Source organism: Paraniabella aurantiaca (genome assembly GCF_050309965.1).
Classification (GTDB): Bacteria; Bacteroidota; Bacteroidia; order Chitinophagales; family Chitinophagaceae; genus Niabella.
Window position 1 is genome coordinate 1,382,275 of record NZ_JBLOSY010000001.1, and the last position, 16,353, is coordinate 1,398,627.

10 protein-coding genes are annotated in these 16,353 nt (G+C 45.0%); all 10 read right to left on the bottom strand.

Annotated features, from left to right (window positions below):
• Positions 1–51: 51 nt before the first annotated feature.
• Complete coding sequence (locus ACLOAU_RS05925; protein WP_427860935.1) at positions 52–2,601, bottom strand: GH116 family glycosyl hydrolase; 2,550 nt, start codon at positions 2,599–2,601, stop codon at positions 52–54.
• Positions 2,602–2,654: 53 nt separating this feature from the next.
• On the bottom strand, positions 2,655–4,727 hold the full coding sequence (locus ACLOAU_RS05930; RefSeq protein WP_427860936.1) for a hypothetical protein: 2,073 nt from the start codon (positions 4,725–4,727) through the stop codon (positions 2,655–2,657).
• A 393-nt stretch (positions 4,728–5,120) separates the two neighbouring features.
• Complete coding sequence (locus ACLOAU_RS05935; RefSeq protein ID WP_427860937.1) at positions 5,121–6,422, bottom strand: sugar MFS transporter; 1,302 nt, start codon at positions 6,420–6,422, stop codon at positions 5,121–5,123.
• Positions 6,423–6,807: 385 nt separating this feature from the next.
• Positions 6,808–8,595: an L-fucose isomerase gene (locus tag ACLOAU_RS05940; RefSeq protein WP_427860938.1), complete on the bottom strand. Its 1,788-nt coding sequence runs from the start codon at positions 8,593–8,595 to the stop codon at positions 6,808–6,810.
• Between the two features lie 2 nt (positions 8,596–8,597).
• The gene (locus tag ACLOAU_RS05945) at positions 8,598–9,857 is read right to left on the bottom strand and encodes a DUF6786 family protein (RefSeq protein ID WP_427860939.1); all 1,260 of its coding nucleotides are present in this window, start codon (positions 9,855–9,857) and stop codon (positions 8,598–8,600) included.
• A gap of 57 nt (positions 9,858–9,914) precedes the next feature.
• On the bottom strand, positions 9,915–11,081 hold the full coding sequence (locus ACLOAU_RS05950) for a glycoside hydrolase family 172 protein (RefSeq protein WP_427860940.1): 1,167 nt from the start codon (positions 11,079–11,081) through the stop codon (positions 9,915–9,917).
• A 93-nt stretch (positions 11,082–11,174) separates the two neighbouring features.
• Positions 11,175–12,191, bottom strand: coding sequence for a LacI family DNA-binding transcriptional regulator (locus tag ACLOAU_RS05955; protein WP_427860941.1), 1,017 nt, complete (start codon positions 12,189–12,191; stop codon positions 11,175–11,177).
• A 167-nt stretch (positions 12,192–12,358) separates the two neighbouring features.
• Positions 12,359–14,278 (bottom strand): glycoside hydrolase family 172 protein, encoded by a 1,920-nt coding sequence (locus ACLOAU_RS05960; protein WP_427860942.1) that lies wholly within the window; start codon positions 14,276–14,278, stop codon positions 12,359–12,361.
• Positions 14,279–14,788: 510 nt separating this feature from the next.
• Positions 14,789–15,982, bottom strand: coding sequence for a beta-ketoacyl-[acyl-carrier-protein] synthase family protein (locus ACLOAU_RS05965; protein WP_427860943.1), 1,194 nt, complete (start codon positions 15,980–15,982; stop codon positions 14,789–14,791).
• Complete coding sequence (locus tag ACLOAU_RS05970; protein ID WP_427860944.1) at positions 15,982–16,254, bottom strand: phosphopantetheine-binding protein; 273 nt, start codon at positions 16,252–16,254, stop codon at positions 15,982–15,984. Before ACLOAU_RS05970 ends, ACLOAU_RS05965 begins: the two co-directional genes overlap by 1 nt.
• Positions 16,255–16,353: the final 99 nt, after the last annotated feature.

Genomic DNA, 16,353 nt, shown 5'->3' on the forward strand with positions numbered 1-16,353 from the left:
TATTAATGGTTATCTTTTACTGCGAGTATCGGCAAGAAACCGGTGTGCTAATCAGCTATTCTTCACCACAAACTTATCAACAGCAATTTGGCCCTGCACTACGTTTACAACTGCCTTTTTATTTTTATATACAACATTGCCAAAGCCGGTGGCTGTAGCAATAAAGGAAACAAAGTCTCCCACTTTCGAGTCAACTGTGAGTGTTTTGGTAACCGCATCATATCGTACACCGGTCAATCCCTGTAACAGGCCATAACTGGATAGTGCCCTGGCATACCAATGCCCGCATTCGTATTCATTAAAGGGATTACGAACAGATCCATCGTAGCGCGCCCGGCACGCCCCTACAATATCCAACCCTTTCTGTACTTCTCCCATCGTCATTAAATGTGACGCTGCCTGGTATTCAATCCCTGTCCACACTTCGTTGCTGTAAACAAAGGGCAAAGAGAGCTTTCCTTCTTTTGGCCAGGTGCAAAGTAATAAGCCGCCATCACTACCAAGCGCAAAGCCGGGTCGTTGCGGGTTACTATGATCTACCAAACTTTTTTTCAGGTTATACCGATGAACCGAACGTAAATGGCTGGTTATTCGTGAGGCATCCACCACGTCTTCCAGTCCACACATCACGGCTAACCAGGAGCCCAGTACCCCATCAGATAAACAACCCTTTCCATACTGGTATTTGGGACCTTCTTTTTTTAATAAAGCAATGGCCTCTTCTGAATACGCTCCTCCAAAAGATTGAGCAGTGGCGGGATTAGCTGCTTTTAAATTTTCGTATTGAATATCCTGGACAAAATATTCCCCATTGAACAGTTTTGTTTCGAGATAGCTTTTGCCGTCCTTTAATAATTTTTCATAAGTGGCTACATCTTCTTCCAGGTGTTTACCTATGTTTATTATGGCATTTAATGCACCCAGGTAAAAAGTATTAGCAAAGCCGGTTGGTCCCCAAAATTCTATATCATAGGTATTGTGATGCGGCTCTTCAATAACCCCCTTTCGGTTCGGGTCCCATGTTTTGATACAATAGTCCAGGCTCTTTTTTACTTTAGGATAAAGATTGCGTATCCATTGATCGTCTCCCGAAATCCGCCAGTCCCTGTATACCTTCATAATGCCGCCTAACTGGCCGTCTGCGGCCGAATGAAAATGATGGGTTGTTGGAGAAATCGGTAAGTTAGCGCGGAATACCTGGTGCCCATCGGCATTCTGGTTTTCATTAAACTCGGTTTCGCGCAGCGACCGCTCCAATACCGGGAACAGATGCGGGACTGCCTGCGCATAATTCCACACATGGGTACACGATCCGTGACAGCTTCCCCAATTATCACCGCATCCCTCCCAGGTCCAGAGCCGGCCATCATGTTGCCTGAGTACGGTTGGCGATTTCAAAATGGTAAGGTTGGCTGCCACAGCATCTATCACTTCAGGGGGAAGCGTACTATTGTAAAAAGCCTTTGTAAATAACTGGGTCTTTTGATGTAGTTCTTCATAATGAGATCTCCAGAAATCGGCTACTTCGTTAATATTGGAAACCCTGCTGCTATACCAGGGTTTATGATATTGCAGGAGCGGGTCCTTTTCGATCTGCTCTTTAAACTGAGAATCGACCTCTCCAAATTGAAGTTTGGTATGGGGCACATACCAGCACATGAACAGCTTAATGACTTTCTTTTCACCCGGCTTTAAACTAAAAGGAACCAACAGCGATGCACCGGGTGCATCTTTCTCCACAGGAGGGTTAGCCGAAGCTGTTCCGCTTTCCAGTTTATTCCATATCATGGTAAGTCCGTCAAACCAGCCGCCTCTAAACCAGCAATGGTCGACCAATGTACCGGAGGTATCGGTAAATATGGCAAAGTCTCCCTGCCGTTCCGGAAACTTTTCAGAACCTGATGATGAAAGTATGAACCCGTTCTTTATTGGTTTTATTGCATTTACCACTTCTCCCTGGTGCATAAAGTTCCTGCTGTTATAAGAGAAGGTTGCTTCAACAGAAGTTTTGCTTGTATTTTCAAAGCTGTATTCCAATCCCACTATGGGCATACCCGATTGATCTTCGTCGCCCGGAATAAAAGGGCTCCAGGCTTTAATAGTGGCCTTTAAAGGCAGACTGTCATCAAGCAACGAAATTGTAGCAAAGGGAAACTGCGCCTCAAACGCTGCATCTTTGAAGCGGCGTAAGCCCCAGGTAGCTCCGCCTGTTCCGCCTAAACCTGCGTCTCTCTGCCCAAATTTTTTCCATAAAGGAACCGGTCCTTCCAAAACCCGGGTGCCGTTAGCCATGTTTTTTATACTTAATGCCGCAAACATAGCAGGCTCAAAAAACATCTCGGGATTATTTCTTACCGACATGTGCGATATAGCACCTGTGCCTTCAATACAAAACATACCTGCACCCGTTCCTCCTAACGGAAATGCTATTCTGTTTAAGTGAGTTCCCCGGTATACCCGGCCTCCTTTGCCCGCTAAAAGGCCTTGCTTTTTTTCGCCAGACGAGCTTAGACTTTCCGGCTGTGGTTGCAGTACGGGAGTTACCAATGCAGCAATGCTGCCGGCACTCATTTTTTTTAAAAAAGATCTCCTGTTTGCCACGATATTGATTTTAGCGTTGGTGAATAATCGAATGCTGTTTAACTCCTGCTCCGCTACTTATCCCTGAAAATACCAGGGCCATATTTGTCAAGTAACCTGTTGTAAGCTTCTGCAGCCGCTCCGTTACCCCAATCGTAAATGGTAAATTCTCCTATGCCTAGTCCTGAATCGTTGGTTTCCCCTCCATGGCCATAGTTTTCCATCATGAAACCATAGTCCTGCGATCCAAAAAAGGGCCATTTTGCCTGCCACTGCTTCATGGTTTGAGGATTGAGTGGCGTATACATCATGGTAAAAGAAGCCCGCAATGCAGAAAGTCCTCTTTGAATATATTCGTCGCTTTTCAACAGTTTTCCATAATCAATGATCAACCCTGCGAATAAACATTGACGTGAGTCGTTCCATTCGCCATCAGCATTCATTACTCCAAAACCGCCTAATGTACGTATGGCCATATATGGCGGTTGCCAGGTGGCCTGGAACATCAGCAGTTCATCCAGCGTACGCTGCCCTTTTTGCAGATACGATTTGTTGCCGGTTGTTTTATACATGTCCAAAAGAGCTTCAGCTGTCCAGTAAATGCTAAAATTATTTTGCTTAAACATATTGTTACGCGGTATCTTCTTACCTACCCAGTCCTGGCTCCCAACCCTGCTACAGGACCAATAGGTTTCAAAATCCTCCCATTGCCCTACCGGAACAATATGTTTAACAACTGCATCCAAAGCTTTCCGGGCACTTGCCAGGTATTCTTTTTTACCGGTGTGTTTAAACATCTTTAGCAAAAAAGTAACCGAAAGGCTGGTTTCGGGCGATTGATCCAAATAGCCCATTGGCTGGTGGGTATCGAGACTCAGCCAGGCGGGGAAGAATCCTTCTTTATCCTGCAACGCTAACAGCGCATCTGCATATTGGCGGGCATATTTTATTAGCCGCTCATCCTTTTCCAGTTCGTCGTACCAAACCATCATCCAGTAGGCTGTGTAGCTCATATCTGCAATATGGTAGGGAGATTGTTTTGCATCCCACGTAAATGGATTACGGTTGGAGTTGCCGAAATATCTAGTGTCCCATCCTTTAGAACGACGGTATTTTTTCCCGCTTATGGTGACTTCTTCCATCTCTGTAGCAATCACGCTTTTAAAAAGTCCATCCTGCTGCGGGAAAGAAAGTGCCAGCTCTTTTGTTTTTAGGGCCCGGTCTTTTAATGTATCATCATTGGTTCGCTTGGCATACCGGTATAGGCCCTGTGCCGATCTTAAGGAATTGAACCAGGCCTGGTTCCAGACGGAGCGAAACTCCCGCTCGTCAACCGGTGCCTGGTAATTGGGACTTTGCGTAACGTTTACTATAAATACGGGCGCCCCCACCTGTTTTCCGTTTAGCTCAAACTCCTGCCAAACAGCCGGCTTCCAGCTATTAAAAGCCCAGTTGTAGGTTTGCTTTACATAGGGTTCCAGGTTGGTTTGATGTAAGGGTTCCCCGGCCTGATAAAGCGGCTGCCCCCATTTGCTCCACATTAACTGCAAAGGGCCCCGCCACGGATTTTGGATATCCGCACTCTTATTGGAAACCATTACATAAAAGCCTAACCTTAATTCCCCTGCCGGGAACACGGCGCCTTTGTCGCGAACATACAGAACATGCTCTTCTACCCTGCTTTTGGACATGCCCAGTTCGAGATAGTTATCCGGGGCGTTCACATCCATATACCATGGGACAGGATTTGGTTTTTTTAATAGATCCAGGTCGGGTAAGACTACCAGGAGTCTATTGGTATTCGATACCAGCATAGCCGGCGCTCTAAACACATGTTGTGCTATAATACTGTTAGGGTTGGGTGTGAGGTGTGGGGCCCAGTGAAAGCCCGGAGCGAATGCAGGTATGATCTTTATGGCTACACTATCCTGAACCGCCGGACGCTCCAATTGCCATACTACAGAAACATATACCAGGTTTTTTGATATGGTTTTAAACGAAACACGGGGTTTAACGCCACTAATGGTGTTGGCATCTATGTTTTTTACAAAAGATTGCAGCTCTTTGGGCACATTATTTACATTGCTGGCGCCCACTGTCTGATTGAACAGCAATACTATCCATACGAGAAAAAGCCGGTTAATCATCAGCAAGATTTTTATATCTGTTTTCAAAATACCAGGCAAATGACATAATTGTTTTATTACCCACAGGCACCACCTGCAACACAACCGAATCGTAAAGACACCGAAAGCACAAAATGCTTAATCGATTAAGCAAAGATTTATAATAACCAGGTCCAAAATTATTGTTACATACAGTTTCTCCTCCCAGCCTGTGTCTTCACCGTCCAGGTTGTGCTAAGGTTTGTGTCTCCTCAAACCAGTTGAATGCATTTCAATAAAATTGATGCCCGGTTTATTATTAAACATTATTTCTACTCTCGTATAGGCCCCCGAAAATTTGGGGCCTATTGTTTATACAAACACTGAAATTTCGTTTTTATTGTCTGCCCATAGGGCTTCCTGATACAGCAGGAACTAAGCCTTTACTTTATGCCCGTTAACAGCATAGTATAGAATAAAAATAAACAAAGGAATCGGCACCAAAAAGCCCGTAGCCATCCCGTAAGCATCAGCTATAGCGCCCATCAGCAGTGGAAATACGGCACCGCCGGCAACCGACATAACAAGAAAAGCCGCTCCCCGCTTGGTTTGCGGGCCAAGACCCTTAATGGCTAATGCAAAGATGGTTGGGAACATGATAGACATAAAAAAGAACACGCCATAAAGGGCTATCACAGATGGCCACCCGATTTCTGCTCCTATTACTGGCAATAATATACATACTGCAAGGGAATAAAATGCTAATAATTTGGTGGGTTTAAAGTATTTCATCATCGCACCGCCCGATATCCTCCCGATCATAAATAACGCAAAGCCGATTGACAAAAAATAAGGACCGTCTGCTACATCAAAACGAGGCTCCATATGCATATCCTTGTCATCAGTAAGGAAATTAATAAGGTAGCTGAAAACACCCGTTTGCGCTCCAACATAGCAGGCCTGTGCAATAACGCCTAATTTAAAATGACGATTTTGCCACAAGGGTTTCTTCGTAATATATCTTGCATCAGAAGGGTCTGACACGTTTATTGCTTCGCCCGGGGTTGTTGAAACATGATGAGCACCGTGAGCAGCGTTCTCATCTTCTTCCGTAATTTCAGGTAGTTTGAGACGTTTAAAGATAAATGCCACCGCCAACACCGCCAGGCCAATCAGTGCAAAAGGCAGCACAATAGACATCATTTTTTCGCCTTCAACATGGCTTCGGTTGCCGTAAATATAAATGGCAATCAATGGACCAATTGTCCAGGCAAGGCCATTGAAAGACTGCGAGAAATTGATCCTGCGTTCGGCAGTTTCGGGCGGGCCCAGTTTTGTAGTATAAGGATTAGCCGCTGTTTCAAGCGTAGCAAGGCCGCAGCCGATAATGAGCAGGCAAAGCAAAAATAAAACGAAAGACTGTGCAGGAGCCGTAGCCGCCGCTATCAAAGCCCCACAGGCAAAAAGAAGCAACCCGAATATAACGCCCTTCTTATACCCGTATTTTTTCATGAATAAGCCCGCTGGTATTGCCATAGCGGCATAAGCGCCATATAAATGAAACTGTATTAAACTGGACTGCCATTTTTTTAAATGCAGCATATCCTGGAAGTTCTTATCCAATGCATCCAGCAACCCGTGCGCTATGCCCCAAAGAAAAAACAACGCGCTGATCGCTGCAAAGGGAGCAGCATAGTTAACACCGTCTTTAACAAAAAGCGATTTTTTATTACTCATATTGAATTAGGTAAGATTGTATGAACGTTTTATTGGCTGACAAGATGAATGATACCCTATTGTTGCTTTGATCGAATAGAACAACAACCAGGTATGGCATAAAGATGGCTACATTTTTTCATGACAAGAATCTATTTATATTTTTAGGCCTCTCAAAGATAGGCGCATTGACAATATGTTACGCCATTTGAAGAACAGTTTGTAAAGACGGTGCCTGATCTTTACGCGTAGACAGAGCGAAACTCTTTATTGTTGGACCTGTAAAGGCAGCTTTACCCCCCCTTTACAGCTCCAACCTGATATTTCCTTAACCCGGTCATGAGCCGTTATCCTGCTTTAATAGCTAACTGTAATTACAACGAAATAGTTGTTTCTACAGCAATCGCTACTTATACAAAGGGCCATAAACCTGGCAGGCCCTGTAATCAGCCCCTTCCCCATCCATACCAAAAGCACCCCATGCAGAGGGACGGAATATGGCATCCGGGTTTACATTATGCATAGCCACCGGTATACGCAACATAGAAGCCAAAGTAATCAACTGATCGCCTATATGACCATAACTGATGGCACCATGGTTGGCACCCCAGTTTGCCATTACCGAATACACATCTTTAAACGGCCCCTGGCCTGTCAGATTAGGTACAAACCAGGTGGTAGGCCAGATGCGATCGGTGCGCTCATTCAGCGTATTATGTACTTCATCCGGTAAGTCTATCGTATAACCTTCAGCTATCTGCAGCACCGGCCCTTGTCCTTTCACCAAATTCAGCCGGCACATAGTAACCGGCATTTCACCTTTTGTAAGGAAGGTAGAAGAGTATCCCCCGCCACGCATATAATCCCTGTTAGAAGGGCTCCAGGTAGTAGCTGCCAGGCAGGCTGCTGCTTCTTTTTCTTTTATTTCCCAGAAGGGCTTCATGGCAGGCTTCCCGTCTCTTGTTTGCTGCCCGGTACCATCTAAGGTAGCAGAGCCTGAGTTGATCAGGTGAATAAAACCGTTTGCTGCCCTTCCGTCAGGCTTCCAGCCTGATACCCGTTCGGTTGCATCCGGGCTCCAGTAAGTACGCACGTCTGCAAAGATCTGTGCGGTATTGGTAAGCAGGTAATTGAATAACATCGATACACCGTTATAACAATCATTTTCCGTTGCTACCATATAGGGGTTCCGGATACCGTTCCAGTCAAAAGAAGAGTTTAACAGGGCTTCTGAAAAGTCGCCATCCGGTAAGAAGTCCGTCCATTGACGCTGCCCCTGGAAACCGGATACGATCGCGTTATGCCCCTGTGCTTCTTCTGCATAGCCCAGTTCAGCCAGCTTCGGGTTCCCTTCCATGAGGTCGCGGATGATCATGGTCATTTTGGTTACAAACTCCCAGTCTTTATCCTTTTCTTTTCTTGATTTTATTTTTTCCTTCCTGTTGTAGTCCTTACCTTCTTTACAGTTTTGCTTTACCCAGGCTATTGCTTTTTTGTATTCTTCGGGGTCAAAAATATTCAACTGTATTCTTCTTAATATTTCGGAGGAATCTACATACTCGTTACGCATTCCCAGGTATTCCTGGAAGAACTGCGGATCAACAATAGATCCTGCAATACCCATTGACACGGAACCAATTGCCAGGTAGGATTGTCCTTTCATAATCGCCACTACCATTCCGGCACGGCCAAAATTCAACAATTTTTCTCTTACATCTTCAGGAATGGTTGTATCTCCCATATCCTGCACATCTTTCCCGTAAATACCGAAACAGGGCAATCCCTTCTGATTGTGCGCCGCCAAAGTAGCCGCAAGGTAAACCGCACCGGGGCGCTCTGTTCCGTTAAAGCCCCAAATGGCTTTAGGCACCAGCGGGTTCATATCCATCGTTTCTGAACCGTAGCACCAACATGACGTTACGGATAAAGAAACACCCACATTGCTGGCAGCAAATTTTTCTGCACAGGCCGCCGCTTCTTTAACACCGCCAATGGTTGTATCAGCTATCACACATTGCACCGGCGAGCCGTCCGGGTATTTCAACTCCTTCGCGTATAGGGCGGCCACCGCCTTCGCCATATTCATAGTTGTTTCTTCTAACGACTCCCTTATACCACCTAATCTTCCATCAATAATCGGACGAATACCGATTTTAGGATAGTTGCTGCTCTTCTTTTTCGTTTTTACTGCCATAACTATTTTTTAAATACTTTTTCGATTTCTTCAACTGATACACCCAATACCTGCTTCGCGATTTCATTTAATGCCTGCTTATCTCCGGTAAAGTGGTATACATTATGGTTATGTGTTAATTTATCTCCCGGCTTTAAAAAGGCGGCAGGAGATACACTTTCGATCTCATAAAACGGACCCATTTGTGTTCCATCTTCCAGGGGACCATCATTATAGGCATTCATAGCATCCCCGCTGAACGGTGCTCTGTCGGTGCGCCATTCCTGGTTCAGGTATTTACCCGAAGGGTTAATATCATACTTTACGATGGTAAGCACATTATCGATTCCGTCATAGCTGCCTGCTATATTTTTAACTCTCGCAGGAGGAATGCCCAGTTTGCCCCTGGATTTGCCATCGGCTTTGAAATATAAAACACCGTTGTTATAATTGATCCGGCCTTTGGCAATCTCTCCAAAATAATCGGTGGTAGCTACCTTTCCGCTGGCTGCATTGTTAAAGGGGATCACAATGGTACAGGCTTCCGAAGGCGTGAACATATCCAGGTTCCACATGCAGGGAGCTCCTGTTTTTTCGTCCCATGCATTGTGCCCCTTGTTGGTGAGGCTGTTGCTGGTACGAAACGCTACCGACTTAATACCCTGAGGCAAACTGATGCCCAGGTCAGTGTTGATATCCTTTGGCGCTATAAGCGATATAGCGCGATGGGCCTGAATTTCCAAAATGGTTCCTGCATAGTTGGTAAGGGTCATATTCTTACTCAACGCTACCGTGGCAGTATTCGAAGATTCAAGCGACCAGGCTTCCGTATCTATTGCTGCCGGTGTTTTCCAATTAGCAAACTCCATTTTTGCAGCCGGCTTAAAATAGAGAGAGAACACACCACCTTCAGGGCCCAACCATAACCGGTCTTCACCTCCATATGCATTCATGTGAGCGTCTACCGGGCCGTCAAATGCTTTATAATTAACCCAGCCAAAGCTTTTCCCGTTTACGCCATCAGCGGAGGAAGTAAATACCTTGGCCTGGTACTTAGGCGAGATGATCACCTGGCTTTGCCCATCCTCGCTTTTGAGAACAATGAGGGAGCTGTCCCGTTGTTGCAGAAAATTAACATCGTAACCAAAGCTGCCTTTAGCCAATTCGTTCATGGTAGTTTTTTCTGTAATGCTGTCTGTTGAAGAATCTTTCGGTTTGGTTTCGCTGTTGCAGGATAATATACAGGCTCCGGCTAACAGGGAGAGGAAGACACGTTGTATCATGCTTTATTTTTTATTTTATTATGGTAAGATAGCAGCGGCCTATAGCCGCCATTATTCTTAGTTAACTTCCAGTACACCTGCATCAGGAAGCTTAGGAAACTTCTGATGTGGTTCGGTCTGATACCAGTAAGCCACCGTTATAATATCGGAATGCTGCGGCAGGTAGCGGCCTCCGGATTTCCAGCCCAGGTCCTGTATCGTTACTTTAAGGTCCTTATCAAAGCGAATAGGGTCCATAATATGCCAGCGGTACATACCGAAGCGCATCTGCGAGCCATATAACCCGTCAGGTTTCAACACCTGGTGTAAACCGGCGTATGCAGTGGAATATTCCTGGTACTGGCGGGTACGCTTGTTCTCGAAATTGTAAGAGCCGCAGAAATAATCTTCAGTACCTGTACCTACAATGGTTGCATTTTCTTTGTCTCCATCCATAAAGAACTTGATCTCTCCTTCACCCCACCAGCCATTATTCGTTACACCTATACCCATATAAGTGCCTACATAATGACCTTTTCCTTTGATACCATCTACAATGGTATGCAGCGAAGTTAAATTAGGCTTGCTTCTCCTGTATTGCGCATGAAGATATGCCTCGTCGCTACCTACTTCGGTAAGTGTATAATCTACCTGGTAATAAAGGCGCATGGGCTGGCTGTCCGTATTTTGCATGGTGATCTTTATATTTTTACGGAACGGCATTTTCCAGTAACTATTAAAAGCGCTACCGGGGTTTACTGTCATCGCCAGGGAATTGAGCGGAGAAAATTCATTCCATCCAATTCCAAAAAAGGGACCCACGGGACTTTCTATAGAAGCTTCAGATTCTCCATCATAATAAACCCTGAAAATAGAAAGGTTGAAATTACCGGTAGGGGTCATCCAGATATGCTGGACTGCTCCGGGGCCTGCAATATCGGCCATAGTGAAAGTTTCACCCGGCTCAATAATAATGAAAGGATTCACTTTCCATCCTTTACCCAGGTCTCTTGCTTCGCTGGCTGCATTAGCTACATTACGTTTGCCTTTGTCTTTAACCGGGTCGGCCAGTGCACCCTTTCCTTTTTCTCCCGTGTAGTTTTCGGGACTTATAGAACGGGTTTGGGCATCAGATAAGCGGGAAAGATTTCCCAGGCTCATATCCAGACCATTAAATTTTCCCTGCTGCGCACTTACAGTACCTGCAGTAATTACAATCGCTAATAATAATAAAATCTTCTTCATGTGGCTTGTTTTTGAAAATGGATTTTTCGGCTTGCTTATACGTTTAAGCAAACGTACATGATTAATATTAATTCACCAATTTTTGTTGCTTTTTTATTTGCTGCTTTGCCCTAAAACGATAGAGGAGGGCACTATTACTTTGGCGGGCCTGGGTGCCGTAGCGTTTATATTCTTAACCAGCAGCTGAACCGCCTTCTCACTTATTTCGTTCAGGTTTTGCTTGATGTAGGTAATGGTAGCATAAAAGAATTCAAAGGTGTCGCTCTCATCAAAGCTAATGATCCGCAGGTCGTCGGGCACTTTAATGCCCCTTGCATGAATTACTTTCAATGCCTGCACGGAGATGCTGTTGGTAGCAAACACGAGGGCATCCAGCTCATCTCCCTTTTTCAACATTTGTGCAATGGCATCTGCTACATGCTCTTTATAATCAAGGTAGGGTACTTTTTTCAACCACTCTGTTTTGAACCTCGTTCCGGCCTTTTTTAAAGCATCCTTGTAACCCTGTATCCGGTCCTGCATATGGGTTAGCGGCGTATCGTAAGCGATCATCCCGATTTTTCGATACCCTTTTTCCGTTAATAGTTTTACGGCACTGTACATAGCTTCGTGATTATCTGTAACCACCACATTCGTTTCCACATCCTTAAATCCGCGGTCCATCAACACAAACTTTACACCTTTCTTTTTCAGCTCTTCAATCTGCGATTGGGAGCCGGCCACCGGTGTAATAATCAAGCCATCTACCTGGCGGTTTAAAAAGGTATTGATCAGGTTTTGAGATTTGTCCAGTTGCTCATCGCTGCTTCCGAAAAGAACGGTATACCCATTCTTCTGTGCTTCCAGTTCGATGCTCCGGGCAAGTGTAGCAAAAAATGGGTTTGAAATATCTGCCACAATCAGCCCGATGGTATTGGTTCGTCCGAACTTTAAACCCCTGGCGATCAGGTTGGGTTGATAATTCATTTCTGCAGCAGCCTTTCTCACTTTGCCGGCAATCTCTTCTCCTACCCTGGCCTCTCTTTCTTTACCATTAAGCACATAAGAAACCAGCGCGGTTGAAACGCCCACCTTTTCGGCAATATCTTTTATTGAAACTCTTTTTTTCATATCTCTTTCCTGTTTCGCTGCTATTATCTCTGAACTCAGATTATTGTGTCAAAAATACGGGTTAATAACCTGGCATCACACAAGATCGAAGACTACCAGTTCAACGCAAATTTTGCAGTCTATTTGAAAGCAACCGCTTGCCTGTACCTGCGTAAAACAACGCCCGCTCATTTTTTACGCAGTACAATCCGGTTAAAAATAAGTCCTGGTGCGGCTTCCGAGCGGAACATAATGCTTACCGGAACCACCGGTACCGTATTGTGCTTAATATCCACATCTCCCAGATAAACCTCCCTATCTCCTTTACCTGGTTGTAAAGCAACTGTACGCCAGTCGTATACTTTTGTTACATCCGCAATTCGAATCCCAATTCTATCAGTAGTTGCATCCAGCGTATTCATGTACATTTCATACCTGCCGTCAGGAACCTCATTGACATTAATGGTTACGCTGTTGTTCTCCTTATCCTTTACAAGGGCATGACCATCTTTAAAATCAACACCTCCGTTATACGTGATGTGCCTTAAAAAATTGGTGTAGAAAGTCACTGTATCCGGCACTAATACTTTTGTAACCGTGTTGGATGGCGGCTCACTAACGGCAATGGCTTTATCGGCGTAATACATAGCTATGGAAGAATAACTTACCGGCCGGTTGTTTACCGGGCCATGTTCGATAGTGTGTTTGATTTCCTTGTTGAACGGCATTTTATCACTAAGAAAAAACCGGTAACCACCGGTTCGGCTCAGGGGAATTGAGTAATCGGTACAGCCGCTTAAGGCTGCGCCTGCCCTGGCCGTCCAGCCTCCCGGCTGCGCATACCAGCCCCCGTTGAAGTAGTCTTCGCTTCCCGTTCCATGCAGCCGCAACTCCCCATCAATATAGGTTTGATCATCTCCCTCAAAGAATTCAGTAAAATTGTTATAGTCCTTTCCCTGCGCCTGCAGGATGGTTCCTATGTAATGGCCCTTGCCCTTTCCTTCCAGGAAAACATACGGCTGCCCGGTAGCTGGTTCATCGTGGGTCCATTTTGCATAAAACCTGCCTTCGTTGGCTGTTTTCTTTTGAGCGGTGTAATAAACACGCGTTTTCAGGCGTAACGGCTCCTGCTGTAGCTCATCCGACTTTCTATATTCCAGGGCAATGGTTGCATTTTTCTCAAAAGGCATTGGAATATAGCAATACAGTTTACCACTGGTTGCTCCTATTAATAAACTCTCCATGGCCCGTTCTCCAAAAGCATAGCCGAAAAAGTCTGCTACAGGAACATGTACTGCAGGGATGGCCTCATCGTCCCATGTTATTTTTATATCCGCCTGCTTATACAGGCCGTCGAAAATAGCGGGAGGATCCAGTTCTATACCCGCGATGCGCCCCCCGGAGGTTATAAGTGCCACAATAGTTGACTCCCCGGGCATCAATTGCATTTCTTTTTCTATTGTTTTAACCCCGGAGTATTTGAAATTGCTGATCATTCTGTTTTCATCGCTCCATAGGTTGGTTACTTTTCGCAATAAATCTTTTTGGGCCAGCGCTCCTGCAAGGCTAAATGTTTCTACTTTATAGGATTGGTTGTACTCGCGGTACTGCACCTGGTGAAACATGATCTTTTCTCCCCGGAAAATTATTTTGCATCCTTTGGCATACGGAATGGGAATATAGCTGTAGTATCCTCCCACCATATAGGCGTCTACCAAAGGTTTTACAAATGGCTCCACTTTTCCTGAAAAAAGATCGTTGAACCTTATACTTAAACCCGGCTTGCTGCTACCATCGAAATAAAAATCCAGGGTATCGTTAGTAGGCGTAGGTGTCCATATACGTTCAATAACACCACTTCCCTGTGCATCCAATATAACCAGCCCTCCTTTTTCTTTCCTGATAAACGAGTATTTCCCGCTGAAACCATCGTCATTGCCTCCCGTGCGGTCGTAAGAGGATATTTGTTTTACCACTGTGCCCTCCATGTATTGAGGCAACAAACTGATGTCGGATAATCGTCTGAGCTCAGTTTGAAAATTCACGACCTGTTGTGCACTTACGATCAGGCTTTCTATAAAGAGAAAAATAGTAATAATAAACTTCATAGTAACTTTTTAATATCCCGGCATTTGTGTCAAATCATGGTTTTGCCTGTCTCAGTTTACAGTACCAGCCAGAGGTACACTTTTTAATAAAGCTACGACGCATATCGAGGTTTTTTTATAGCTACGGCTTTTCCTTAGGGAATGCAATTGAGAATGAACCGTGGTTTTTAATTTACGTACTACTTGATCGTTGAAGCAAATGGTCAAAAAGATTTTTTTGTCTTTTATTTCCAATACCCTGACTGAGAAGTTACAAAATCGTTAGAGGCAATATATCTGCTTACTCGTTTAAGCGAAAAAACGAATATTATTCTTTCCTGCCAAAAAAACCTGGAAAATATTTTGCTCTTGGATTTTTGTCTTTGCTATTCAATGCTGTTAAGGACAAGTGCAGTTCACTCTTGAATGCAACTAAAGTTGTTGCATACCATGCCAAAATTTTACGGATACATGTGGACGAAAACTGAGTGCGCTGGCTAAACCGCCGGCCGCGTTACCGGTGGGCAGTTATTAAATCTTGCTGAACACCAAAGAAGAACAGTTGCCGCCAAAGCCAAAGGAGTTAGACATTACATGCTTAATCTCTTTGCTTTTCAACTCAACCGAAGGTGTAAACGGAAGTTCTTTCATAGGAGTTTCCAGCCTCAGGTTGGGAAACACGATGCCCTTTTCTATAGCAATTGTTGCGTATACGGCCTCTATGCCCCCACTGGCCCCTAAAGTATGACCTGTAAAGGATTTGGTGGAGCTCATGTCGGGATATGAGCCTTCAAATAAGGTTTTAATAGCTGTGCCTTCCGCAATATCATTATTATTGGTTCCGGTACCATGCAGGTTGATATAATCAATTTGCCCAGGATTGATACCCGCCTTTTGCAATGCGCCACTCATGGCCAGTAAATTACCCTTTCCATCGGGGGAAGAAGCCGTTTGATGGTGTGCATCATTAGCATTTGCCCATCCGGTTATAGCTACCGCCGGCCGGTTTTGAAGGGTTTGTGCCACCTTCTCCGAGATCAATACCACATAGCCGGCGCCCTCACCCAGGTTAAGTCCCCGTCGGTTATCATCAAATGGCTGGCACCATTCACTATCCAGTATCATTAGGGTATTAAACCCATTTAATGTAAAGCGGGTAAGGGCATCAGTGCCTCCGGCGATCACTACGTCCAGCTTATTCTGGCGTATCAACCGCGCACCTAAAAAAATACTGTTAGCAGATGACGAACAGGCCGTGCTGACGGTGGTAACTAAGTCTTTTACGCCCAGGGCGTCGGCAGTAATTTCTGTTACGGTTCCACATTCATGGTTGATCACTTCACGCAGATGGCCGCTGCTGTTATCTTTTAGAAAATCTTCAAAAAAATCCTCAGTTTTATCCATCCCCCCTACTGAGTTAGCTGAAATAAAGCCGGTACGCCAGTTGGTAATATCAATACCAGAACTGGTCAACGCCTCACGGGCAGCCACCGTACTTAAAAGTGCCGTCCGGCTGGTATGGGCGGGTAAGCCTGCAAGAGCAGCCAAAGCCTCATTGCTGAGCTTTACCTCTGCTACCGGCAAACTATCTTTATGAATAGACTGCAAACGCTGCATAGCCTGCATCCCGGCTTTGCCGGAAGTGAGTGCTTCGACATTCTCCGCAACATTGTTTCCGATAGCGGATATAACGCCTGTACCTGATATGTAAACCGGTGCTGACATTAATTTGCTGCGCCGGCCTGCTGCTCCAGTATGTAATCGGCCATTGTGGTAATAGAACGGAAGATCGTTTGTCCTTCTTCGGCATTTTTTAGCTTGATATTATACTCCTGTTGTAGTAATACAATCAGCTCTAATGCATCAATAGAGTCAAGGCCTAATCCTTCAACAAAAAGCGGCTCGTCGTCCCCGATATCCCCGGGCGTTTTGCCACTCAGGTTCAGTTGCTTTATGATCTGTTGCTTTAACTGGTAAATCAGCTCTTTCTTATCCATCAAAAAATTCTTCTTTAAATTTATTTATTCACTGTAAGAAAAGTTCCGGCGTTGATTTGTATGTCGGCATGGATCTATTCTGATTTCCACAACCTCCTA